This window comes from Fructilactobacillus sp. X8R4C1 (genome assembly GCF_059900905.1).
In genome coordinates, this window is sequence record NZ_JBWXVJ010000003.1 from 71,136 (window position 1) to 97,042 (window position 25,907).

Sequence of the window (25,907 nt, forward strand, 5' to 3'; positions counted from 1 at the left end):
AACTATTGGAGGTCATATTTATGATGTACGAAGATAAAAAATGGGGATTTGATTGGTTTGAATGTCTATTTGGCGTTGTCTTATTATTAGCCGCTGTTTTGATGTTCTTCCACCCAACTACAAGTGCTGCTGTTTTGGCGATCATATTCGCCGTCGTTGCATTAGTTGCCGGGGTAAAATCAATTTGGGTCTATCGAAAGTTAAGTCAAGAAATTGGCTATCGAAGTTTTACGATGTTAATTGGTGGTGCGATTGAAATCTTGTTAGCACTATTGTTCCTGTTTAACGTTCATGCTGGGACCTTTACCCTAGGGATCCTATTTGCAGTTTGGATTCTGGTTTACTCAATCTGTCAGTTGATTGTAGTTGATCACATTCGTAAGTTTAACGGTGGGGTCTTCTGGACGTCACTTGTTTTTGATCTTATTACACTATTTTTAGGAATTTTCTTACTGTTAGACCCAAGTCTAGCTGCTAAGGTTTTAGCTATAATTGTGGGAATTGTCCTGTTAGTGGCAGGAATTAACATGATTATGCTGGCATTTGCTCATAAACTATAAAATTAATTAAGACACCTTAAATTAATGAGATGTCTTTTTTGGATTAATTCTTAATTAATATCTTAATGGGGGAAGTCTTTACTAGTTATTATTTTACAGGCATGATACTATTATATTGAATTATTAATCAATATTAGGAGGGTCATTATGAAGAATTTACTTTTAGGTTTTAGTTTGGGTGCAAACATCGTGTTAGGTTACTTAGTACTTGAAGATCGTTATGATTTAGACGATATTGCTGACCGCATCGATAACTTGAGTGACGTTGCCCAAGGTAAGGCACAGCAAATTAAGGGTGCTATCTCTGGTGACACCATGGATAAGATCAAAGGTGACCTACAAAGCAGTAAGGGGAACTTTATGAACAAAGCCCAAGATGTTAAAGATGACATCGACAGTGACCTTGATAACGAATAATTAGATAGGAAAAAAGCGATTTGCAATAATAAAGCGTCGTATAATATTTAGATTTTTTATATAAATCTATACTTCTAAGGATTCATACCGATTTAAATTGGTATGAATCCTTTTTTTTAGAAATTCGTTTATCATCAAACCCTTTGAAGAGAGTTATTCACTAGCGAGAGTTGTTCTAACTCTTTCGGATAACTAAGGCTTTTTACACATTAAGAGAATAATGAATGTGAATTTAATTATAATTAATATAATGTGATTTCTTTTATAATTTTATTCACAAGCGACCATGTAACCCACTAAGAACCAATGTTGGTAAACATCACAAGAAATGATTTTATGTTTTGCTAATGATTTATTAGCAAATTAATTTTCACGGTAATTCTCACATAGTGCGAGTAAACGGGGCTTGCGGAGTATCTTGTTGCTATACTTGGCGTTGAATTTGGCTGTCATTTTCATTATGTACAATCATTAATTAACACTTAAAATTATTATTAGGAAAAAGTTAGAATTACGTTGCTATCATTGGACTTACGCAGCTAATGTTACAAAACCATTACGATTTTTCGTTTTATTTACACACAATGAGAAACAATTACCTCCATGCATTGGTTAATCGTGGAAAACACTGCTATGTATGCCTTTGTTTTACTCATATTGTATAAAATACGATTGTGTTCAATTTAATTTCAGATTGTGCAATAATTACTTAAGGCTAAGTAGGCCGGTAAGTATAGATTAATTTGAAATTAGAAGGGCAGGTTTTTATTTATATGTTTAATCGTGATAGCAAAACACATTATAAGATGTATAAAGCTGGTAAACGATGGCTGTTCAGTGCCATTACAGTCACCATGTTTTCAGCCGGGATTTCAGGCGGAATCCTTATGTCTAACCAACATAATGTGAAAGCGGACGTTACTAACAACGCTCAGATGAATTCACAAAATAGTGATTCGTCTGATAAACAAGTAACAGTACCGCAAAATCAGACTACCAATGATCCGGCAACTGAACAGAACGTCACCAAGAGTGATGAGGCAGCAAATACACAGGCTAATTCATCACAAAACGACACAACTGATCAAAATGTTACCAAGAATGATGACGCTTCAGCTAAGCAGACCGACTCATCACAAAATAAGTCTTCTGATCAAAACATAGCCAAAAATAATGACACCACATCAGATAAGCAAGCTGACGCTGATGCCACTAAAAATGACAACACTACCAATCAAAAGGCCGATTCAGCAAAAGACCAAGCAACTGACCAAGACGCCAATAAGAGTGACGATGCTTCAAGTCAGAAGAATGATGCATCACAGGACCAGTCTTCTGATAAAAAAGCTGACTCTGATGCCACTAAACAAGACGAAACTAAGAATGATGACACTACTAATAAAGTAGCCGATGCATTAAAAGATCAATCAGCAAATCAAAATTCCGATCAGAAAGCAACTACAAGTGATAACGCAGTAAACAAACAAGACGCTGCGGTAGCTGCCAACCAAAAGACTGATGATCAAGCAGCAGTCAAAAACCAAACGGCGGCAGCTTTAGCCACCGATGATGGTCAAGCTAAAGTTGCAACTACCAATCTTGCCGAAAGACAACCATTCAACGTTGACATGCAAGATCCAGATTATAAGACACTAGGAGTTCCTTGGGTCGATCCTGATGAAGAGCACTATACTTACGGATATGTAAGTGTTAATGCCCCAGAAGGCACAACCAAAGTTAAGTGGTTAGTTTGGTCAACTGATCGTAATGGTGATGGAACTGTTTATGTAAACGAAATTGATGCTGATGGTAATGTAATTGGAACTTATCTATTAAAGGATAATGGTACAACTTTGTCTTCCACTAACGTTGATGGATTGCATTACTACAAGTGGGATGATCATAATACTGGAGTTGGTTTCAATGCCGACCAACCAGATGGTTATTCACTTATTAAAGAGTGGTTCTATAACAATTCTAGTGATAGTGCTGTTCCACTTGGTCAGATGTCAATTATAACTCCAGAGGTTGTTGATCAAGTAGTTACATGGACTAACCGTGATACCGGGCAAGTAATGGTTACTAAAACTTACAAGGGAATTGCTGGTCAACATTATACGATAAGTGGATTACCACCAGAAATCCCAACCACTTATTATATTTCTACACAACCTACTAACGCGTCTGGCTCTGTTTCAAACTTTGGTGTTCCTGGTACTGTGTGGACTGAATATTATAGAGAGGGTTATCGTCTTGTTTATACTGAGACTGATGATCATGGTGGTATGAAAGTTCAACTCTTTGATAAAGATGGTAATTTAATTCAAGGTAGTGATGGTCAAGATACTTATTACATTGATGCAAATTATATGTATGATCCTGCTAACAAGCAGTATTCTTGGAGTATTGATGGATACGGTAGAATTATCCTTTTGTCAATTTATGTGCCACAATCACGGAAAATTGACTTTGGAGTTGCTCAACTGGGAAAATTAGTTCCAGTTGATTCCAATGGCAATCCAATTGACAATGGATCCCATGATGTTCCATACGAAACGCAACCAGACGATCCTACTAAAGCACAACAACCTCAATTACCCAATATTCCTGGCATGATTCCAATGGATCCCCATGATCCAAGTCAACCATTAAAACCAGGTCCAGATGGAACTTATCCATACCCAATTACGGATCCCGGTTCAGATACCAAGGTCCCTTATGGTCCCGCTACCAGTCAAGTGACTGATAATAGTGGTAAGGGAACCATTACCGTTCACTACAAGGACGCTAACGGCAACACCGTTGCACCTGATAAGACGATGACCGTGCCGTTTACGAGAACTGGGACTAGAGATAATGAGACTGGTAACATTACTTGGGGCGATTGGGAGCCAGCAGGAGATGCTCATCCAGTAATCACTTCACCAACCGTTACCAATATGACTCCTGATCAGCCAACGGTTACTGGAAATGCCACTGAAGGTAAGGATGATGTTCATACCGTTATCTACAGTGACACCATGAGTACAGTTACTGATGACAGTGGTAAAGGAACCGTGACCGTTCACTATGTTGATGCTAACGGCAAGACCATGGCAAAAGACCAGGTTGTTACCGTTCCATTTACTAGAACGGGGACTAAGAATGAAAAGACTGGTTCAATTACTTGGGGTGACTGGAAGCCAGCCGATAACGCTAACCCAGTCATTAATTCTCCCAAAATTACTGGTTACACACCAAGTCAAGCTAGTGTAACGGGTGATGCTGCTGAAGGAAAAGACGATGTTCATACCGTTGTCTACACCGCCAATGAAGAACAAGCTCACGTCGAATACATTGACCAAGATAATGGCAATAAAGTTCTAGTAACTGATAACTTAAACGGGAAGTTCGGTAGTCAATCTGATTACAGTACTGCGGATCGGATTGCTAGTTACGAAGCTCAAGGCTACGAGTTGGTATCCGACGGATACCCAAGTGGTTACAAATTTGGTGACAATAATCCCACATTCCAAGTTGTCTTAAAGCACAAGACCAAAGAAGTTACGCCAGATAACCCCGGAAACCCAGGTCAACCAGTGGATCCTAACAACCCAACGGGACCGAAGTATCCTGACGGCACTAGTAAGGACAACTTGACTAAGTCCATTACGAGAACCATCCACTACGTTTACGCCGATGGCAGTAAAGCCGCAGATGACAAAGTAGAAACGGTTACGTTCAACAGAACCGCCACCTTTGATGAAGTAACTGGTGAGATAACTTATGGTGCTTGGACATCTGACAATGATGTCTTTAGTTCGGTTGATTCACCAGCCATTACCGGTTATACCCCTGATCAGGCGACCGTTGGTTCCGAAACTGCCACCGCTGATACACCTGACGGAAGTGTTACCGTTACGTACAATGCAAACGAACAAAAAGCCGTAGTTAACTATGTTGACGAAGATAACGGTGATGCCGTTCTTCATACTGATGACTTAACTGGTAAGTTTGGTAGTAAATCTGGTTACTCAACCAAAAATGAAATTGCCACTTTAGAAGCTAAGGGCTACGAGTTGGTATCCGACGGATACCCTGCTGATGGCTTTACTTTCAACACTGACAATCCAACCTTTACCGTTGTTTTGAAACACAAGATGAAGACGGTTACACCAGACAATCCAGGACAACCAGGACAACCAGTTGATCCAAATAACCCAACTGGACCAAAGTATCCTGATGGAACTGGCGTAAATGATCTGACTAAGAACATTACGAGAACCGTTCACTATGTTTATGCCGATGGCAGTAAAGCCGCTGACGATCAAGTTGAGACCGTTACCTACACTCGAACGGCAACCTTTGATCAGGTTACTGGTAAGTTAACATACAGTGCCTGGACTTCAACTAACGCTGTCTTTGGTGAAATCAATTCACCTGAAATTACTGGTTACACCCCAGATAAGGCAACCGTTGGTGCTTTAACTACTACTGCAGACTCAACCGATTCAACCGATACGGTTACCTACACTGCCAATGAAGAACAAGCTCATGTTCAGTACATTGACCAAGATGATGGTAACCGGGTTATTAAAACTGACAATTTAAACGGTAAGTTCGGTTCTAAGTCGGACTACAGTACAAAGAACGAAATTGCCAGCTTAGAGGCCCAAGGTTACGAACTAGTCACTGACGGTTATCCAAATGGGTACGAATTTAATACCGACAACCCAACTTTCAAAGTTATCTTTAAACACAAGACTAAGACGGTTACACCAGATAATCCGGGTCAACCAGGTCAACCAGTGGATCCAAATAATCCAGATGGACCTCATTATCCTAATGGAACTGGTGTAAATGACCTGACTAAGACCATTACCAGAACGGTGCACTACGTTTACGCTGACGGTAGTAAAGCTTCCGATGACAAAGTTGAAACGGTTACGTTTACAAGAACGGCAACCTTCGACCAAGTTACCGGCAAGATTATTAGTTACGGTGACTGGACTTCAACGAACGCTGTCTTTGGTGAAATCAATTCGCCTGAAATTACTGGTTACACTCCAGATAAAGCTAGTGTTAGTTCTGAAACTGCCACCGCTGATACACCTGACGGAAGTGTTACCGTTACGTATAATGCTAACGAACAAAAAGCAGTGGTTAACTATGTTGACGAAGATAACGGCAATGCCGTTCTTCACAGTGATGACTTAACTGGTAAGTTTGGTAGTAAGTCTGGTTACTCAACCAAAAATGAAATTGCCACTTTAGAAGCTCGGGGCTACGAGTTGGTATCCGACGGATACCCTGCTGATGGCTTTACTTTCAACACTGACAATCCAACCTTTACCGTTGTTTTGAAACATAAAACTAAGACGGTTACACCGGACAATCCGGGTCAACCAGGACAACCAGTTGATCCAAATAATCCAACGGGACCGAAATATCCAGATGGGACCGGCGTAAATGATCTGACTAAGAACATTACGAGAACGGTTCACTACGTTTATGCTGATGGTAGTAAAGCTTCAGAAGATCGCATTGAAACAGTTACGTTTAACAGAACCGCAACCTTCGATGAGGTTACTGGCAAGGTAACTTACAGTAACTGGACTTCAACGAATGCCGTCTTTGGACAAATTGATTCACCTAAAATCACTGGTTACACACCAGATAAGGCAAACGTTGGTTCAGAAACAATTGGACCTGACGCAACGAATTCTAGTGTCACCGTTACCTACAACGCCAACGATGAAAAGGCTCAAGTTGAGTACATCGACCAAGACGATGGTAACAAGGTTATTCATACTGATGGCTTGAACGGAAAGTTCGGTTCTAAGTCGGACTACAGTACGAAAGATGAAATCGCTAAACTTGAAGCTCAAGGATACGAATTAGTATCCGATGGCTTCCCAGGTAATGGTTACACCTTCAATACTGATAACCCAACCTTCAAGGTTGTGCTCAAACACAAGACCAAGGAAGTTACGCCAGACAATCCAGGAAACCCAGGTCAACCAGTTGATCCAAACAACCCAACTGGACCAAAATATCCAGATGGTACTAGCAAGAATGACTTGACCAAGACCATTACGAGAACGGTGCACTACGTTTACGCTGATGGTAGTAAAGCTTCAGAAGACCGCATTGAAACGGTTACGTTCAACAGAACGGCCACCTTTGATGAAGTTACTGGTAAGGTAACTTACAGTAACTGGACTTCAACGAACGCCGTCTTCGGTTCAATTGTTTCCCCAACCATTACGGGATACACTCCAGATAAGGCAAGTGTTGGTTCACAAACTGCCACAGCCGACACACCAGATTCAAGTGTCACGGTTACCTACAACGCTAACGATGAAGTCGTTCACATTAATTACGTGGATCAGGATAAAGGTAATGCCCTTATCACTAGTGATACCGTTAACGGTAAGTTTGGTAGCAAGGCTGACTACAGTACGAAAGATGAAATTGCTAAGTTAGAAGCTCAAGGTTACGAATTAGTATCCGACGGATACCCTGCGGATGGCTTTACTTTCAACACTGATGGTCCAACCTTCACGGTTGTGCTCAAACACAAGAGTAAAGAAGTTACGCCAGACAATCCAGGAACTCCAGGACAACCAGTGGATCCAAACAACCCAACGGGACCGAAGTATCCTGACGGAACCAGCAAGTCCGACCTAACTAAGAACGTTACTAGAACCATTCACTACGTTGATAAGAATGGGAACAAGTTAGCTGATGATGTGGTTCAATCAACGACCTTTACTAGAACCGCAACGTTTGATCAAGTTACTGGTCAGGTAACTTACAGTGCATGGACGACTAAGAGTGACGTCTTGAGTGGGGTTAACTCGCCAGTTATCAATGGTTACTATACCAACACTGCTTCAGTTGGACAAGCAACGGTTAACGCTGATTCCAACGACTCCGAAGTAACGGTCGTTTACTACGCCTTAGGTCACTTAGTTCCTGATGTTCCGGGCAGTAACCCGATCGTTTATCCAAATGATCCCAACAACCCAAGTGATGCCGGTAACCCACTTATCCCTGACATTCCTGGATACACTCCGGTTGATAAGAACGGGAACAAATTGGTCCCTGGCACACCATATCCGATCGATCACAATGATTTAGGGAAAGATACCCCAATTCATTATGTGAAGAATGCTGAACCAGAAACTCCGGTAACTCCAAACAAACCAGAGAAACCTTCAGCACAACCGGAACAACCAGAACCAACTAAGCCAAGTGCACCAAAGGAAGTTCCGGCCGCACAACCGGAAACTCCGAAGGCAAAGCAGGCCCCACAAACTCCTGCTAAAGCACCGGCTCAACCAGCTAAGCCCAAAGCAAAGCAAGTTCCAGCAGCTAAGCCAGCTAAAAAGTCTGAAAAGAAGACGACGTTACCACAAACTGGTCAAAGTTCTGATAGCTTCTTAAGCTTGATCGGAACCATGCTTCTGTCACTTCTCAGCTTCTTTGGCTTAGGAAAATGGTTTAAAGACCGAAAAGAAACCAAGTAAGTCAGTTTGTGATTTAAAGATTAAGCGAGATTAATAAGTTTAAAGGCTAACATCCATTTTGGGTGTTAGCCTTTTTATAAATTCATACTTTCAAGGACTCATACCGATATTTAATCTGTGTGAGTCTTTTTTTCTTACCGGAAATGTGTTTGGTATTAAACCATTTACCATATTTCTGAAATGTTTGCTTTAATGTTAAAAGAATATTTAGTCATAATAAAAGGCTCCAAATCAGTTAGTTTTTACCTAACCTTTTTGGAGCCCATTAATATCTAACAATTATGGAACACTTCATAAATTAATAAATTGTTTTTTAATACAATTTATTAGTCAACGTTTTCACGTCGAACCACACAGGTACCTTCAGGAACTTCGAAATCTTTTTGAATCAAAGTTAATTTTCCGGTATCGGCGTCTCGTGAGTAAAGAGTAGCATTGTCACTGTTTTGGTTAGCAACGATAAACAGTGATTCATCGGCACTAAAGTTAAAGTCGCGAGGAAATTCACCTTCACTTGAAATCAATTGAATTCGTTTTAAATCACCATTTGGCTTAATCTTAAATACCGCAATTGAATCGTTACCACGGTTTGAGACATAGACAAAGCGATTGTCCTTTGAAACTTTGATTCCAGCAGCACCGTTGTGACTTTCCCAATCGTCAGGAATGGTTGAAACAATTTGTTGAACCGTGAATAATCCAGCCTCTTCGTTGTAGTCAATCACAGCAACTTTACTGCTTAGTTCACCAACAAGGTAACCCTTTCCAGTTCCTGGAACAAAAGTAATGTTTCGTGGTCCAAAGCCAGGGTGAGCGTTGACTTCGCTGACTAAGTTTAATTTACCTTGATCAGAAACATCATAGAGGTAGACGCGGTCAAGACCAAGGTCACACACTACCAGTCGATTATCAGGAGTTAGATTGGCATAATGAGGGTGTGGTCCGTCGGCCTGCTCAGGAAGTGGCCCAGGAATTCCATTATCTTGGGCACGATCGGTAAGCTTTAAAGTGCCATCTTCTTGGATTTTGTAAACGCTGGCGTGTCCCATGTGGTAGTTGGCGGTAAAGACAAATTGGCGTCTTTCGTCAATGGAAACAAAGGCGGCTGAAGTACCTTTTTCGATGCATTCCTGCATTTCTTTAGCTGGGATGGTTTTACCATCGAAAGTTGCTACTCCACCACGGAGTTCTGGTTCGTCCATATTACGATCAACGGAGTAGATCTTGTGGGCTTTTGACTCGGCAAGATATGTAGGACTCCCAATCTCGGCTACTAATTGAGTGTTTTGTAATCTTTTTTTGTCGGTATCTAACTCGATTTGGTAGATACCCTGGCTAGCATTAATGGTGTAAGTTCCAATTAAATATTTTTCAATCATGATCTCAATTCCCTCCTAATATATACAGTTTCATTTTGCCACAAAAGTGATCCTTTTGCAGTCGAAATGTATTTTTATTTATTCAAGTTTCAAATTTTATGGATGGCAAAAGTAGTAATCGTGACGGAAATGAAATTAGTTTAGTAAATCCTATTGACGTGTCACGTGAGCGGTGTAAACTATTGGAAATTTCACCTATCAACTACTCGTGAAATTATCAACAGGTTTGGAGGGATGAAAATGGGAAGCAAAGCAAAATTTGTTAACTCACCAAACGAACTTTTTGCTGGTTCGTTTGGCATCGAGATCGAGGAGGAACGGGTTGATCTGAATCGTGACAGTCTCTCTCGCTATGCTCACAGACGTGAACTAGGTGATCGACGAGGGAAAACACACTTTCAGACTGACTTTGCTGAGTGTATGGAAGAATTAGTTACGGATAAACACACGACCACCAAAGGAGTGCTCCTACAAATGCGATCACTTCAGTCTATTCTTCATGGAACACTAGAACCAAGTGAGATTATTTGGCCGATGTCGATGCCACCCAAACTTGATGAAGATGATGTTAATTTTGTAAGAAAGACGTTTAAGCGTTTTTGGATGGATGATTATCGCAAATGGCTCGTGAGACGCTACGGAATTTTTCGTCAAATCATGTGTGGCATTCATTTTAACTATTCACCCAGTGCTCAAATTATTGAGATTTTTCAACGAAATTATTCCATTGATAGTCAGAAAAGGGCACAGTCAGAGCTGTTGTTTCAAATTGCTCAACAATTGGTAGGATATCGTTGGCTTTTAACGTACCTTTTTGGGGCAAGCCCGTTATCAGAAAATCCAGAAGATCACTTATTCGGTGCTGAAAAAAAGATTGTCCCAGTCCGTTCTTTACGTTCCAGTCAATACGGATACGAAAACTTGGATAATATCCATGTTTCTTACGCTAGTTTGAGTCAATACGTAAACAACTTGCAGCATGAGGTTAATTCCCACAAATTATTTTCCGAGAGCGAGTTTTATGGTCCGGTGCGCTTGAAGGCTAAAGATGGGGTTAATTCTGTTAAGGAAGAGGGATTCGACTATCTTGAACTTCGGACCCTTGATCTTGATCCATTTGACTTTTTAGAGATTAATTTAAAAACTTTAAATTTCATCCATCTTATAATAGTTGACGGGATCATTAATCCTCAGAAATGGACTGACGAAAGTTTAAATGAAGCAAAAAATCAAAATAATCGGGTCGCTTTACAGCATCCAACTGCTCCGTTACCACCATCTTTACAGAGTAAGACTTATCGGGTCTTAGATCAGATTGATGAATTAATTGAACATGCTCCTAATGATTTAAAACCAGAGCTAGTTCAAGCTAATGAGGCCGCTAGAAATAAAGTTGATAATCCAAACTTGACACCATCCGCAAAACTAATGAAATATGCTGAGAATCGCTCATTAATGAATTTTGGAATTCAGCGCGGTAAGCAACTAAAAAAAGAGTATGAAAATCAGAGCCTTGAGGATGCTTTTCCTGGGGTTCAACCAGATACAGTTAATCAATACATTGAGAAACAAAAGGGAGTTTAATGAGTATTCATTAACTCTCTTTTTTGAATCATCCTGAGACTATATAAATGACACACCCGGTATGTTATACTTATAAGAGTTTGGAGGCATCAAAATGGCAGATAACGAACAATTTGTGATTATCACGGGCATGAGTGGAGCAGGTAAGACACTGGCCATGCAAACATGTGAAGATTTAGGGTACTTTTGCGTTGATAATATCCCACCTTCTTTAATTCCGAAGTTCATGGAATTGGTTCACACTTCTAGTGAAATTAAGAAGGTTGCTTTAGTAATTGATTTAAGGGCTCCAGCCTCATACCGCGAAATTGTTGATACTTTGGTTAATATGTCTAACGACAAAGACACTGAGGATCAGGTGATTTTTCTCGATGCCTCTGACGAAAAATTAGTGTCTCGATATAAAGAAAGCCGGAGAACCCATCCCTTAGCACGAAAAGGGCGGGTAGTTGATGGAATTGAAAAAGAACGAAAATTAATGAAAAGGGTCAAAGACTCTGCTGATCTTGTTATTAATACAAGTGATTTGACCCCACAGGAATTACGTGAGGAAATCATTCATAAGTTTAAGCTCTCTCATTCAGAGCCATTTCACGTTGAATTAATGTCGTTTGGATTTAAATATGGGCTTCCAATCGATGCTGACATTATTTTGGATGTGCGTTTTTTAAAGAATCCATTTTATGTGGTTAAGTTAAGAAGTAAGACTGGAAAAGATCAAGATGTTTATGACTACGTTATGAACCAAGATGAAGCTAATGAATTTTATGAAAAAGTCTTTGACCTCGTTAAATTTACGTTACCTAAATTTAAAAAAGAAGGAAAATCGACTGTCACCATGGCAATCGGTTGTACTGGCGGTCAACATCGTTCGGTTGCAATGGTTGAACGATTGGCTAAGGATATCAAGGATCAACTTGGATATCCAGTTAATGTTACCCATAGAGACATTAACCGTCACAAAGGGGTTAAATAAATGATTGATAAAGTAGGTAAAAGAATCGGACGTCCTAAAATGGTTGTAATTGGAGGAGGAACCGGTTTACCTGTAATTTTAAAAAGTTTGAAAAAGCGTGATGTTGATATTACCGCTGTTGTCACGGTGGCTGATGATGGGGGGTCATCAGGGATCCTTAGAAACTACATTAATGTTTTGCCACCGGGAGATATTCGCAATGTTATAGTGGCACTTTCGACGTTGCCTCAGATTGATTTGGATATCTTTCAGTATCGCTTTGAATCTTCCGACAAGTTTCTTGCTGGGCATGCCATTGGCAATTTAGTAATTGCGGCGCTTTCTGAAATGAGTGGCGGCTTTTTTGATGCCATCCAAAAGTTGACCGACATTATGAAGGTCGACGGGCATGTGTATCCGGTGTGTGATGAAAGTTTAGAGCTACATGCTGAGTTTTCCGACGGGACGACCATGTCTGGAGAATCTGAAATTACCAATTCTGACAAAATGATTAAAAAAGTGTGGGTTGAATCTACTGATGGCAATAAGAAGCCAGAGGCAGTTCCAAGTGTGATCAATGCGATCATGAACGCTGACCAAATTGTTTTGGGACCGGGAAGCTTGTTTACCAGTATCTTACCCAACCTGATGGTTGATAATGTTGGCAAAGCGGTTACTGAGACCGACGCGGAAGTTGTTTATATTTGTAATATCATGACTCAGAAGGGTGAAACCGATAATTTCACTGATGCTGATCATGTCCGGGTTTTAAATCGTCATTTGAAAACTAATTTTATCGATACCGTTTTGGTTAACAATAAAAAAGTTCCAGCAAGTTATATTGATCATCAACGCTGGGGTGATGAAGCTCAACCAGTGAAATCTGATTTTAAGGGTTTAAAGAAACAAGGTTGTCGGGTAATCTCTTCTGATTTTCTTGAATTAAGAGACCATGGAGCTTTTCATAATGGACTATTAGTGTCCGACGAACTGATTCGTTTATTAGGGCAACCTAAAATTCGCCATTAGGGGATGATTAGATGTCATATGCTAGTGACGTCAAAAAAGAATTAACTAACCTAGAAGTCCATCGAGCTAACGCAAAAGCAGAACTGATGGCGTTGATTCGAATGAATGGAACACTTAAAATATCCGAAAAACACCTGGTGTTAGATGTTCAGTCCGAAAATCCAGCAATTGCTAGACGACTGTATCAACTTTTACTTCAGTTTTATCACGTTGAAGGAGAAGTTCTGGTTCGAAAAAAGATGAAACTAAAAAAGAACAATCTATACGTGGTGCGTTTGAATCATCATGTAAGAGCAATCTTGGATGATTTGGGCATTTTGGATGGAAACAAGATTATTGAACGGGTGCCATTAGAGTTACTTAAAGATGATGGGCAGGTTCGTTCTTACTTACGTGGTGCATTCCTAGCGGGGGGATCCGTTAATAATCCAGAAACATCTCGGTATCACCTTGAAATTTATTCAACGTATGAGAATCATAACGAAATGATTGCGGAGATGATGAATCGTTATCATTTGGGCGCTAAAACTACCACGAGACGAAGCGGGTGTATTGCGTACCTGAAAGAAGCTGAAAAGATTGCGGATTTTCTGCAATTAATTGGGGCCACTAATTCTATGTTAAAATTTGAGGACATTCGAATTGTCAGAGACATGCGGAATTCCGTTAACCGACTTGTAAACTGTGAAAATGCCAATATGAATAAGGTAGCCAATGCATCAACTAGGCAAATTGAAAACATTCAGTTTATAAAGGAAACCGTGGGGCTTAAAAAGTTGCCACCAAAGCTTCGAGACGTTGCCGAGGTTCGCATGAAGCATCAAGAAGTGAGTTTAAAGGAGTTAGGTGATTTGGTTCCAGGAGGACCGATTTCTAAGTCCGGCGTGAATCATCGATTACGTAAGATTAATGAGTTTGCGGCTGGATTACGATCTGACGAGTAAAAAAAGACTGGTATATTTATCAGTCTTTTTTAATTAGGATAATAATACTTAAATGATTTTTGTGAAGTAAGGACCCAAATGGTAAAATTATTTTAAATAAGTTACGTATTAATTGGTATGTTATGGGGTATATAGTTTGAGTAATTTTGAATTTTTAAAAGAAGACTTAGATACTAAAGATTATTTTTTACCTGCTAAAAAAGCGGAGGATTTCTATACTCAAAATCATTATGATGATGAATTTGTTAATATTCGAAAGATTGTTGAGGATATAGCGTCTAAAGTTTTAGATTTTGCATATATAAATGTTGGTAATAGGGATACATTGGCAACTAAATTATACGAAATAAAAAGACAAAATCTTATTTCTGATGATGCAGTAATTGAAGATCTTTATAAATTAAAAAAGATAGGTAATAGCAGTGCACATGAATTGGAAGAAACTATTACTAAAAGTGATGCGTTAGATGGATTAAAAAAACTTCAGAGTGTATTAGTGTGGTTTAGTAATAAATATACAAATAATTTGAATAACAATATTTCTTTTGTAACTCCTAAAATGGTAATTTCTTATAATACTATGGAAAAAAGAGTTATTTATGCTCAAACAGCCAACAATTCAAATGGACAGTTCCCAGCTTATGATGGATTAGAAAAAATTGGAGAATCATCATTACCAAATGACGAAATGGAATTGGATACAACACCAGATAGTGTGGATTTGCGAAATTCAGCGGGAAAAAGAATTAATCAATATATGGAGACATCTGGTGTCCCACATATTTTGCAATGGGCTGAATTAGCCTGGAATAAAAAAACAAAAACTTTCTTTCATGATTATGATGTCCATAATGTTTTAAGCAGATCAGGGATTAAGAAGGATAACGGAACAGCTGGTCAAGAATGGTTTCGTACCGATTTAAATACAGTTAAAAAAGCGATTAAAGCAGTAAAAGACGGTAAGAGTGCTATTGGAACAGTGAAACCAAAAGCTCCCATAATTAAGTTGCGTCCTGAACAGAATGATGCAGTTAAGAAGACAAAAAGAGTTTTTGAAAAAAACAGCAAAAGTAATAATAAAATGCTTTGGAATGCCAAAATGCGATTTGGAAAAACTTTAACTGCTTTGGAACTTGTTAAAGAAGAAGAATATAAAAAGGTTTTAATAATGACTCACCGTCCTGTTGTATCAGATAGTTGGTTTGAAGATTTTAACAAATCAGGTTTAAGTAATGATGGATATCAATTTGGATCTAAGAAGAAGGGTGAATCTATTACCAACTTATTAAATTCAAAAGATCCATTTATTTATTTTGCTAGTATACAAGATCTACGTGGATCATTTTATGTAGGTGGAAAATCTAGTGATAAAAATAAGGAGCTTTTTAATACTGATTGGGATTTAGTAATTATTGATGAAGCACATGAAGGTACACAAACAGAACTAGCAGAAAGAGTATTAAATGCTGTTAAAAAAGAAAATACTAAAGTATTAGAATTATCAGGGACTCCATTTAATATCGTTGATCAATATAAGGATGATCAAGTCTATACATGGGATTATGTAGATGAACAGAAAGCTAAAGAAAATTGGTCTCAAAAATGTCCTAATGATGATAATCCTTATGAAGGTCTACCTAAGGTTTCAATGTATACATTTGAAATGAAGAATAAAGATAAATTTGAAACGTTGGATAAGTCTTTTGATTTTAAAGAATTTTTTAAGGTAAATAATGATGGTAAATTTATTTATGAAAAACGGATAGAAAAATTTCTTGATAACATTACTAGTACAAATAAAAATACCAAGTATCCATTTTCAACTGAAAATTTTAGAAATAAATTGAGACATACACTCTGGCTTCTTCCAGGAGTTAAAGAAGCTGATGCATTAGAAAAGTTAATGAAGAAACATCCTATTTTTAAAAATTATAATATTATAAACGTTGTAAAAGATGGCCATGAGGATAATGCTACTGATGGTGATTTACAACGTGTCCATGATGCCATCGGAAAGCATCCATCTGAAACAAAAACAATTACATTAACTGTTAGAAAGTTAACTACAGGTATAAATGTAAAAGAATGGACAGGAGTTGTATTTTTATCAAATACTAATAGTCCTACTCAATACTTGCAAGCAGCCTTTAGATCACAAACTCCGTTTTCTGATGAAAAAATGGGAATGAAAACAAATGCTTATATATTTGATTTTGCACCAGATAGAGCACTTACGATGGCATCTAGTATTACAAATTTACATTCAAATGCGGGTCAAGTAAACGATAAAAAACATACAGAGAAGATGGAAAATCTTCTTAACTTTTTCCCAGTAATTGGTGAATCAGGAAATGGAATGAAAAATTATAATATTGATGATTTAATGGGGCAGGTAAAGAAGGTTTATGCAGAAAAAGCTGTAAGGACTGGATTTGATGATGACTCGATTTATAGTGATCAATTACTGTTTAGTTTAGATGAAAATGACATTAAAAAAATTAATGGAATTAAAAAAATTATTGGAACTACTAAGAAAGAAAAAGCCCCTATAAAAATTACAGTAAATTCTACTGGGTTAGATCAGGAAGAGTATGAAAAATCTCTTGATTTTGAAAAAAAGTCTGCAAAATCACGTTCTCAAGCTGAACAAGAAATTATTAATAAAAAGAAAAATGCAAAGAAGCAAAGAGAAGCATTGATTTCTGTATTGAGAGGTATTTCAATTCGAATTCCCTTAATGATTTATGGTATGAATGTTGATATTTCTGAGGATGTTGATATTGATACATTTATAAATAAAGTAGATGATAAATCATGGATTGAATTTATGCCAAAAGGCATAACAAAGGGTAAATTCAGGGAAATAGTAAAATATTATGATCCTGATATTTTTGTTGGCGCAGGAAGAATAATTAGGCAGAAAGTTAAGGATTTAGATTTATTAGATCCGGTTGAAAGAGCCGAGCAATTAGCTCAAATCTTTGGTACTTTTAAGAATCCAGATAAAGAAACGGTATTGACTCCATGGCGTGTTGTAAATATGCAATTAGGAATGACTATTGGCGGATATTCGTTTTTTGATGAGGAGTATAATGACACTATGAAGGGTGGTATCCCAGCAAATCATTGGATTCAAACTAATAAAACTGATGATATATTTTATGATGATACTAGTATATTAGAAATAAATTCTAAAACTGGATTGTATCCTTTATATGCTGCTATATCTTTGTATAAACAACGCATTGATAAATTAAATAATAGAATGGCTGGCAAGTTTACGTCAAAACAAGAAGACGATATTTGGGAAAATATTTTATGTCAAAATATTTTTGTTATTGCAAAGACACCAATGGCAAAAACTATTTCCGAACGTACATTAACGGGATTTAAGACTATTAAAACAAATATTAAATATATTGATGGTATCGTAGAAAATTCTCGTAATGATATTAATGGTGAAGTAAAAGAAATTAGGGAGGATTTTAATAAAATGAAGTTTGATGTTGTAGTTGGTAATCCTCCATATCAAAAACCAGAAACTAGAGAAGGAGGGCGCATGGAACAGTTATATCCTCAGTTTATGGATTTATCGTATAAATTGGCGGATGTAAGTATTCTTATCACTCCGGCAAGATTTCTGGCTGGTAAAAATCAATGGTCGCAAAAATTACTTTCTGACAAACATTTTAAAATAGTCAAGTATTTTAAGGATGGTAAGCAAATATTTCCCAATACAGAAATTAAGGGTGGAGTTGTAATTACATCATATGATATTAATGAAAATAATGAACCCATTAATGTATTTCTTCCTAATGACAAATTAAAGGACATATTTAATAAAGTTTGGAAGTCTGATTCTAATAAAAAGTCAATAACAGAAATAGTTACACCAAGACCAGCATATAGATTTTCAGAAAAATTCTTTGTAGAAAACGTCGATGCTTACGCAAAACTAGGTAAGACCAAACATGATGGGATAAACTCAAATGCTTTTAAGCAATTTCCAAATATATTTTTAAGCCCAGACCAAATTGGCAACAAAGTAAATCAGAATAATTTCTATAGAGTTTTAGGACTAGATAATAATAAAAGAGTATGGAAATTTATTAGAAAAGATTATGTTAAAAATAATGATTTTACTCATAAATACAAAGTTATTATTCCAAAGTCAAACGGAAATGGGTTAATTGGTGAAGCACTTAGTCATCCTATGATTTGTGATCCTGATTTTATTGCAACAGATACATTTTTAAATATTGGTCAATTTGAAAGTAATATTGAAGCTAAGGCACTTCTTAAATATTTAAAAACTAAGTTTGCTAGAATTATGTTAGGAGTTTTGAAAGTAACTCAGGATAATCCGAAAAGTGTTTGGAAATATGTTCCTATGCAAGACTTTACTCAAAATTCGGATATTAATTGGAGTGAGTCTGTGGATTCTATTGATGCTCAATTATTTAAAAAGTATAAACTTTCTGACTCTGACATCAACTTTATTGAAAATCAAGCTTCTAGAATGGAGTAATTTAATAAATGTCAAAAAAAAAATTAGTAGGATCTGTTGACAGAGTTAAAAACAATGGTGAAGTTTTCACTCCACAAAAGATTGTAAAATTTATGCTAAATCAACCTGAACTAAAAAAAGCCTTTAACATACTAAATTCGACTTTTTTAGAACATTCAGCTGGACAAGGAGCATTTTTAATAGAGATTCTAAAGAAAAAAATGAAATTAGCAGAGAAGTTAAGCTCATCCAAAAAAGAATATGATGAAAAAGTTTTAATAGGGCTATCTTCAATTTATGGAATTGAGTTACTTGAAGATAATGTTGAAATGTTGGTTATGAATATGATTTTAGAATTTGATGAGGTTTATAAAAATGTGGTAAAAACGCATTTTGCTGACAAAACCAGTAGAGATGTTATTAAAAGTGCAAAAACAATAATTCAGGCTAATATGGTTCAAGGGGATGCATTAACAAAAGAAACTAGTACTGGTGATCCAATAATCTTTAGTGAATGGAAATTATTGCCTAAAAAGTATGGGGTAATAAAAGTAAAAAGAGAAGAAATTACGTTTGCATCTATATTTGATGAGAGTAAAAATAACGATTTGGCTTCTTCTCATGGTGTGGAAGAATATGATTTGTTTCAAAATGATTTTGAAACAAAAGAAAGAGAAGTAGAATTGATTAATTATTCCCCAGTTAAGATTACTAAAGTTTATCGTGAACTTCGAGATTCTTGATTAAACAAAAAAGCAGCAATTAGAATAATAATTCTAATTGCTGCTTTTGTTATAAACAGAAACTAATTATTTTTTGTCAGAACTGTTTTTCATGATACCATCAATCAAACCGTAATCGACTGCTTCGTCAGCAGTAAGATAATTGTCTCGTTCAGTATCACGGTTAACTCTTTCAAGGGGTTGACCGGAATTGTCGGCAAGTAATTCATTAATCATCTTACGAGCACGCAAAATTTCTTTTGCGGCGATTTCGATTTCAGTTTGTTGACCTTGAGCACCACCAGATGGTTGGTGAATCATGATTTGAGCATGTGGCAATGCAAAGCGCTTTCCTTTGGCACCAGATGAAGCCAAGACACTGGCCATTGATGCTGCCATCCCCATTACGATGGTTTGAACATCGGCGTGGATGAAGTTCATCGTATCGTAGATTGCCATTCCAGAAGTGATAACACCACCTGGTGAGTTGATGTACAAGTAGATATCTTTGTCAGAGTCTTGAGCATCCAAGAACAATAGTTGAGCAATAATTGCGTTAGCCATATCATCCTGGATTTCACCGGATAACATAATGATTCGGTCTTTTAGAAGACGTGAGTAAATGTCATATGCACGTTCACCTTGTGGTGAGTTTTCGATGACAGTTGGAACTAAATTCATATCCATACTCCTCCTTTGATAATTTCAAATTATATCAAGTTATAAAAGTCATTCTACATTAAAGGTCAATAAAGGTCAAAAACTTTGCTTGATGATAATTATGCGATTGATTCACGTGAGTATTTGTGTAAATCAACTTCTTTATTGTAGTTCATCTTGGTGTCTTCTGGGAAGTAGACGCCATACCAAAGAATGAAAGTGTAGATGGTAAAGATCTTTTGCATGCTGGATTTACCTTCCATGTGTTCTTTCAGGATGCGGTCTAATTCGTCCACATTAAAGAACTTTTGGGCAATATCGGAATGAAATGCTGTTTCGATTTTATCATGGTATTTGGGTTCTTTGATCCATTGTGCGATTGGGGATGGGAAACCTAGTTTTTCTTTGTCGGCAACGACCTTTGGTACTTGCGAGGAAGCCGCTTTTCGAAAGGCCACCTTAGTGATTGGATTGCCGTCTTTATCAAATGAAATTCGAGTTTTAGTTGGCATCGTTTTGGCGAATTCTGCTACGTCTTTGTCAACTAGTGGAGTTCGAACTTCAAGACTGTTAGCCATGCTCATCCGGTCAGCCTTTTGCAGGATATCAAAGGGTAACCAGGTGTTAATGTCAAAGTACTGTTCCTGCGTTACTTCGTCCCTGCCAGCCACTTCATCAAAGATATGCTTAGTGTACTGACCAGTATCGAAGTTAAGTGATTTATCTTTTAAGACGCGCTCACGATCGTGTTCGTCAAACACGTAGTTAACCCGATAGTATCGTTCATACAACGGTTGAGCACCACGGATTAAGAAACGACGACCGTGAAAACGTGGGAGTGATGAGGCGATTTTACCGAGAGCGGTTCTAACAAACTTTGGTACCATCTTTTGGTACTTCTCAAAGGTAAAAGCTTCAAGGTACGTATTGTATCCGCCAAAGAATTCATCAGCACCTTCACCGGATAATGAAACAATTAGGTCTTTTCTAGCACTATGTGACAGGTAGTAAAGTTGTGGAGCAGAAGGATTAGACAGTGGTTCGTCCATGTAGTACATCATAGTAGGAAGGAAATCGAAGTAATCCTCACCATCAATTGTGGTGGCCGTGTTCTTTTGTCCAATTTCTTTTGCAAACTTAGTTGACCATTTTAATTCACTGTACTTAGAACCGTTAAACCCAAGTGAAAATGATTGCATGGGTTTAATCTTAGCGGCTTCATTGAGCACATAACTGGAATCGACACCGCTTGAGAGAAAACTACCCAAAGGAACGTCAGACGCCATGTGCGCCTTAACACTGTCATCAACTAATCCTTCGATCTTTTTAGCGTCCCCATCAATGGTTTGCGAATTATCAATGTGATCGTAGTTGTACTTGTAGTATGTGTCAGTGGTAGTTTTACCATCTTTATAGATGAAATACTGTCCTGGCATCACCTTATAAACGTTTTTAAACATTGTTTCTGATGATGGGATGAATTCAAAACTTAAGTGAACTGGTAATAATTTGGTATTCAGTTCCTTTTTAAAATTAGGGTTTGCCAAAAAGGCTTTGATTTCGGATCCCCACATGAAGTTCGTTCCATCATCATAGTAGTAGAGTGGTTTGATACCAAAGTGGTCTCGAGCTCCGAAGACTTGGTGTTTCTTTGAATCGTAGATTGTAAATGCAAACATTCCGCGAAGCTTTGAAAGTAATTTTTTCGGACCCCATGCTTCGTATCCGCGAATTAAAACTTCTGAATCACAGTCAGTATCAAATTTTTGACCTACTGCAATTAATTCTTTTTGTAAATCTTTATAATTATAAATCTCACCATTAAAGGTTAAAACGTCGGTATCATTATCACCAAACATTGGTTGATGACCATTGGCTAAGTCAATGATTGATAAACGACGAAAACCCATTGAGATTTCATCATTTTGGAAGAAACCATCATCATCTGGTCCACGGTGTTTAATTCTTTTAGCCATGCTTTTGATAGTATCCTTCGGGATATTATTTTGGTTAATATAACCAGTAAATCCACACATAGTATCCTCTCCTTTTCAATTGCTTATTAAATTGATTATTTCTGCTAACCAAACTCCATTAACTATCTTAAGTTGTTCGCACACAAAAGGCTAGCTATGTATGGCTAGTCTCAATAAAATATTAATAAATTTGTCTATTTAACGGTTACATTATGGGTTACATTGCTTACAGAACAGCCCTTGTTAGCCGGAACTGTCTAATTAATTTTTAGACGAACGCTTAACCGTCATCCGCTTTAACGGAAACAAGATTCCAAGAATCAAGCCAATACTTAATGTAAATGAAAACATAATTATACCAATAATGGTTCCGACTTTCATCATTAAATCATGACTAAGCATGGCATCAAGATTGATAACACAACCAATTATAAAGATTACTACCCATAATATCGGAGATAAAATCTCGACCTTTTTCATTAAAGGTTTGTCTTGTGTAATGGTTTTCCAGTTCTTCTCATAGAGAATAATGATGCAAATGTCAATCACGAAGAGGGGGAGTAACCAAAGGTCACGTAAATTAAAGGGCAAAATAAATAATATTATCCCAATTACGAGTAAGACCAGCTCAAAAAAGTAAGCATACTTTGAGATATAACCATACCGTTTTATACGGATCATCTTTTGTCTAAAACTTAATTTTGGTTTGTGGTTATTTTCAGGGTTGTGACCGGTCAGGTTACTGACTGGAACTTGATAAAGGGTAGCAAGGTTGCTTATCGCATTTTGATCAGGTTTACTTCTACCATTTTCCCACGCTGAAATGGTTTTTCTTGAAACGTTAATTTTATTGGCAACTTCTGCTTGAGTTAATTGATTTTGTTTTCGATATTTTTTAAGGTTTGCGTTTAATTTCATATATAAGTTCCTACAGTTCGACTTAACCTCTATTATAACGGTAATGGTCAATTGAAAGAAATTAAAAGCAGTGAGCGAGACTCTCTCACTGCTTTATGCGCATGGACGGAATCGAACCGTCATCTCAAGAACCGGAATCTTACGTGCTATCCATTACACTACACGCGCAACACAATATTAAATATAGTAGATTAGAGGAAAAAACTCAAGATAATAATGGTTTTTAATTACAAATGGGGTTTGTTTTTGCTATACTATTTCTGGTAATGAATTTCGAATTCATTGTCACAATTTTATCGCTTGTAGCTTGTCATTTGGTGTTTTTAATCACTGACATGATTTGGCAAAAGTGTTAAGATGTGAATGTATTAAAATTTGATTATTCCAAAAGGAGGAAGCATATTATGACTACAAAAATTGGTCTTAATGGTTTCGGAAGAATTGGTCGTCTAGCATTCAGACGTATCCTTGAATTGAATTCAAGTGATATCGAAGTTGTAGCAATTAATGATTTAACTACCCCTTCAATGTTAGCTTACCTACTAAAATATGACTCAGTTCATGGTCGCTTTGACGGTGACGTTTCAGCTACTGAAGATGCAATTATCGTTAACGGTACTCGTATCCCAGTTTATGCAGAACGTGACGCAAAGAACATTCCTTGGGTTAAAAATGATGGTGTTGACTTCGTACTTGAATGTACCGGCTTCTACACATCAAAAGAAAAAGCACAAGCTCACCTTGACGCTGGTGCAAAGCGTGTCTTGATTTCAGCACCTGCTGGTCAAATGACTACTGTTGTTCCTGGTGTTAACATGGATGATTTGACTTCAGAAGACAAGATCGTTTCTGCTGGTTCATGTACCACTAGTTGTTTAGCACCTATGGCTTACTGGTTGAACAAAGACTTTGGCGTTAAGTTAGGTACTATGACTACTGTCCATGCTTACACTGCTTCACAAGCACTTCAAGATGGTCCACGTAGCGCTAAGTTACAAAACAACCGTGCCGCAGCTATTAACACTGTACCTCACTCAAGTGGTGCTGCTAAAGCTATCGGTTTGGTTATTCCAGAACTTGATGGTGTCCTTAAAGGTCACGCACAACGTGTTGCCGTAGCTGATGGTTCATTAACTGAATTAGTAGCTGTCTTAGACAAGAACGTCACTGCTGAAGAAGTTAACGATGCTATGAAGAGTCATGCAAACGATGCCTTTGGTTATGCTGATGACTACATGGTTTCAACCGACGTTATCGATGACTCACACGGATCAGTATTTGATCCAGGTCAAACTGAAATCACCCAAAGTGGTGACACTCAATTAGTTAAAACTGTTGCTTGGTACGATAACGAATGGGGCTTCACTTGCAACATGGTTCGTACCTTGTTGAAATTTGCTACTCTATAATTTTAGATTGCAACTTTGAAAAGGCGGAGGAGGGAAATCTCTTCCGTCTTTTCCTTTATAAAATATAACTAACACTGGAGGCAATCACGATGGCAAAAGTAATCGTTGATGATTTAGATGTTCAAGGTAAAAAAGTTCTGATGCGTGTTGATTTTAACGTTCCAATTAAGGACGGTAAAATTGGTGATGACAACAGAATCGTTGCTGCTCTTCCAACAATCAAGTATGTAATTGATCATGGTGGTAAAGCAATCTTATTCTCTCATTTAGGCAGAATTAAAACAGAAGATGATAAACCCGGTTTATCACTTCGCCCAGTTGCAGAAAAATTAGCTGAATTGCTTGGCAAACCAGTTACATTTGTTCCTGTTACTGAAGGTCCGCAGCTTGAAGAGGCAATTGACAACATGTCTGACGGCCAAGTCCTTTTGGTACAAAATACCCGTTATGAAGATGTTGTTAATGGTAAGAATGTTAAACGTGAATCTGGTAATGATCCTAAGTTAGGGGAATACTGGGCTTCACTTGGTGATGAATTCATTAATGATGCGTTTGGAACTGCTCATAGAGAACATGCTTCAAACGTTGGGATCGCTAAAGCAATGGAAAAGGCTGGTAAGCCAGTTGCTGCCGGATACTTGATGGAAAAAGAAATTAAGTTTTTAGGTAACGCTGTTGATAATCCAAAGCATCCATTTATCGCAATTCTTGGTGGTGCTAAAGTTTCCGACAAAATTGGTGTGATCGATCACTTGTTGGACAAGGCTGATAAGATTATTATCGGTGGTGGAATGACCTATACATTCTATGCCGCTAAGGGAATCCCAGTTGGTAATTCACTTGTTGAAAAAGATAAGATTGATGTTGCTAAAGATATCCTCAAAAAAGGTGGAGACAAGATCGTCTTACCTGTTGACTCAGTGGTAGCCGACAAGTTTTCAAATGATGCAAAGGCTGAAGTCGTTGATGGTGGAATTCCAGACGGCATGATGGGTCTTGACATTGGTCCTAAGAGTATTAAATTATTCGAAGACGTTTTAAAGGACGCCAAGACCGTTGTTTGGAACGGACCAATGGGTGTTTTTGAATTTCCTAAGTTTGCTAAGGGAACCTTGGCAATTGGTAAATTCTTGGGTACATTAACTGATGCTACTACCATCGTTGGTGGTGGAGACTCAACTGCTGCTGTTAAGGAATTAGGTGTGGCTGATAAGCTTACCCATATCTCAACTGGTGGGGGAGCTTCGCTTGAATATCTTGAAGGTAAAACCCTTCCAGGGATTGCATCAATTTCTGATAAAAAGTAATTTAAAAGTCATCGATTTTAATCGGTGAC

At 37.6% G+C, this 25,907-nt stretch carries 15 protein-coding genes and 1 tRNA gene; 11 read left to right on the forward strand and 5 right to left on the reverse strand.

The genetic code is table 11. From position 1 onward, the window contains the following. Positions 1-20 precede the first annotated feature (20 nt). The 3 genes from AC6UDA_RS05220 to AC6UDA_RS05230 all read left to right on the forward strand — a co-directional run bounded on the left by AC6UDA_RS05220 (position 21) and on the right by AC6UDA_RS05230 (position 8,488). On the forward strand, positions 21-560 hold the full coding sequence (locus AC6UDA_RS05220; RefSeq protein WP_500696117.1) for an HdeD family acid-resistance protein: 540 nt from the start codon (positions 21-23) through the stop codon (positions 558-560). 147 nt (positions 561-707) lie between these two features. Further along, the gene (locus AC6UDA_RS05225) at positions 708-977 is read left to right on the forward strand and encodes a CsbD family protein (RefSeq protein WP_500694432.1); all 270 of its coding nucleotides are present in this window, start codon (positions 708-710) and stop codon (positions 975-977) included. 773 nt (positions 978-1,750) lie between these two features. Beyond that, a complete protein-coding gene (locus tag AC6UDA_RS05230; protein WP_500711191.1) occupies positions 1,751-8,488 on the forward strand; it encodes a mucin-binding protein in 6,738 nt (2,245 codons plus the stop codon). Positions 8,489-8,814: 326 nt separating this feature from the next. On the opposite strand, the gene AC6UDA_RS05235 is transcribed toward AC6UDA_RS05230, so the two are convergent. After that, positions 8,815-9,867, reverse strand: coding sequence for a lactonase family protein (locus AC6UDA_RS05235; protein WP_500707323.1), 1,053 nt, complete (start codon positions 9,865-9,867; stop codon positions 8,815-8,817). A gap of 240 nt (positions 9,868-10,107) precedes the next feature. Here AC6UDA_RS05235 and AC6UDA_RS05240 point away from each other — a divergent pair, with 240 nt between their 5' ends. The 6 genes from AC6UDA_RS05240 (at position 10,108) to AC6UDA_RS05265 (ending at position 19,629) form a co-directional block, all read left to right on the forward strand. After that, entirely contained in the window at positions 10,108-11,451 is a 1,344-nt protein-coding gene (locus AC6UDA_RS05240; RefSeq protein ID WP_500707324.1) for a glutamate--cysteine ligase, read from the forward strand. A 94-nt stretch (positions 11,452-11,545) separates the two neighbouring features. Beyond that, positions 11,546-12,427, forward strand: coding sequence for an RNase adapter RapZ (gene rapZ / locus AC6UDA_RS05245; protein ID WP_500707325.1), 882 nt, complete (start codon positions 11,546-11,548; stop codon positions 12,425-12,427). Beyond that, positions 12,428-13,435 carry a gluconeogenesis morphogenetic factor MgfK gene (mgfK, locus tag AC6UDA_RS05250; protein ID WP_500699770.1) on the forward strand — a complete coding sequence of 336 codons (1,008 nt, stop codon included), beginning with the start codon at positions 12,428-12,430 and terminating at the stop codon, positions 13,433-13,435. 11 nt (positions 13,436-13,446) lie between these two features. Next, the gene (gene whiA / locus AC6UDA_RS05255; protein WP_500707326.1) at positions 13,447-14,379 is read left to right on the forward strand and encodes a DNA-binding protein WhiA; all 933 of its coding nucleotides are present in this window, start codon (positions 13,447-13,449) and stop codon (positions 14,377-14,379) included. Between the two features lie 136 nt (positions 14,380-14,515). Continuing rightward, the gene (locus AC6UDA_RS05260) at positions 14,516-18,907 is read left to right on the forward strand and encodes an Eco57I restriction-modification methylase domain-containing protein (protein WP_500711193.1); all 4,392 of its coding nucleotides are present in this window, start codon (positions 14,516-14,518) and stop codon (positions 18,905-18,907) included. An 8-nt stretch (positions 18,908-18,915) separates the two neighbouring features. After that, positions 18,916-19,629: an N-6 DNA methylase gene (locus AC6UDA_RS05265; RefSeq protein WP_500707328.1), complete on the forward strand. Its 714-nt coding sequence runs from the start codon at positions 18,916-18,918 to the stop codon at positions 19,627-19,629. A 66-nt stretch (positions 19,630-19,695) separates the two neighbouring features. Here AC6UDA_RS05265 and clpP read toward each other — a convergent pair whose 3' ends face one another. From clpP to AC6UDA_RS05285, 4 genes are all read right to left on the reverse strand, one after another. After that, entirely contained in the window at positions 19,696-20,289 is a 594-nt protein-coding gene (gene clpP / locus AC6UDA_RS05270) for an ATP-dependent Clp endopeptidase proteolytic subunit ClpP (RefSeq protein ID WP_500711195.1), read from the reverse strand. A gap of 98 nt (positions 20,290-20,387) precedes the next feature. Further along, a complete protein-coding gene (asnB, locus tag AC6UDA_RS05275) occupies positions 20,388-22,304 on the reverse strand; it encodes an asparagine synthase (glutamine-hydrolyzing) (protein ID WP_500707329.1) in 1,917 nt (638 codons plus the stop codon). A 201-nt stretch (positions 22,305-22,505) separates the two neighbouring features. Continuing rightward, positions 22,506-23,162 carry a helix-turn-helix domain-containing protein gene (locus AC6UDA_RS05280; protein ID WP_500707330.1) on the reverse strand — a complete coding sequence of 219 codons (657 nt, stop codon included), beginning with the start codon at positions 23,160-23,162 and terminating at the stop codon, positions 22,506-22,508. Positions 23,163-23,258: 96 nt separating this feature from the next. Next, positions 23,259-23,330: transfer RNA gene (locus AC6UDA_RS05285), tRNA-Arg, on the reverse strand. A 236-nt stretch (positions 23,331-23,566) separates the two neighbouring features. Here AC6UDA_RS05285 and gap point away from each other — a divergent pair. Together gap and AC6UDA_RS05295 are read left to right on the forward strand one after the other, a co-directional pair. Then, entirely contained in the window at positions 23,567-24,571 is a 1,005-nt protein-coding gene (gap, locus tag AC6UDA_RS05290) for a type I glyceraldehyde-3-phosphate dehydrogenase (RefSeq protein WP_500696018.1), read from the forward strand. A gap of 89 nt (positions 24,572-24,660) precedes the next feature. After that, the gene (locus AC6UDA_RS05295; protein ID WP_500694296.1) at positions 24,661-25,878 is read left to right on the forward strand and encodes a phosphoglycerate kinase; all 1,218 of its coding nucleotides are present in this window, start codon (positions 24,661-24,663) and stop codon (positions 25,876-25,878) included. Positions 25,879-25,907: the final 29 nt, after the last annotated feature.

Coding starts and splice junctions, on each gene's coding strand:
- rapZ (WP_500707325.1), top strand. CDS start 11,546: ATGGCAGATAACGAACAATTTGTGATTATCACGGGCATGAGTGGAGCA.
- AC6UDA_RS05265 (WP_500707328.1), top strand. CDS start 18,916: ATGTCAAAAAAAAAATTAGTAGGATCTGTTGACAGAGTTAAAAACAAT.
- AC6UDA_RS05280 (WP_500707330.1), bottom strand. CDS start 23,162: ATGAAATTAAACGCAAACCTTAAAAAATATCGAAAACAAAATCAATTA.
- AC6UDA_RS05220 (WP_500696117.1), top strand. CDS start 21: ATGATGTACGAAGATAAAAAATGGGGATTTGATTGGTTTGAATGTCTA.
- AC6UDA_RS05295 (WP_500694296.1), top strand. CDS start 24,661: ATGGCAAAAGTAATCGTTGATGATTTAGATGTTCAAGGTAAAAAAGTT.
- gap (WP_500696018.1), top strand. CDS start 23,567: ATGACTACAAAAATTGGTCTTAATGGTTTCGGAAGAATTGGTCGTCTA.
- AC6UDA_RS05235 (WP_500707323.1), bottom strand. CDS start 9,867: ATGATTGAAAAATATTTAATTGGAACTTACACCATTAATGCTAGCCAG.
- clpP (WP_500711195.1), bottom strand. CDS start 20,289: ATGAATTTAGTTCCAACTGTCATCGAAAACTCACCACAAGGTGAACGT.
- asnB (WP_500707329.1), bottom strand. CDS start 22,304: ATGTGTGGATTTACTGGTTATATTAACCAAAATAATATCCCGAAGGAT.
- AC6UDA_RS05240 (WP_500707324.1), top strand. CDS start 10,108: ATGGGAAGCAAAGCAAAATTTGTTAACTCACCAAACGAACTTTTTGCT.
- AC6UDA_RS05225 (WP_500694432.1), top strand. CDS start 708: ATGAAGAATTTACTTTTAGGTTTTAGTTTGGGTGCAAACATCGTGTTA.
- whiA (WP_500707326.1), top strand. CDS start 13,447: ATGTCATATGCTAGTGACGTCAAAAAAGAATTAACTAACCTAGAAGTC.
- AC6UDA_RS05230 (WP_500711191.1), top strand. CDS start 1,751: ATGTTTAATCGTGATAGCAAAACACATTATAAGATGTATAAAGCTGGT.
- mgfK (WP_500699770.1), top strand. CDS start 12,428: ATGATTGATAAAGTAGGTAAAAGAATCGGACGTCCTAAAATGGTTGTA.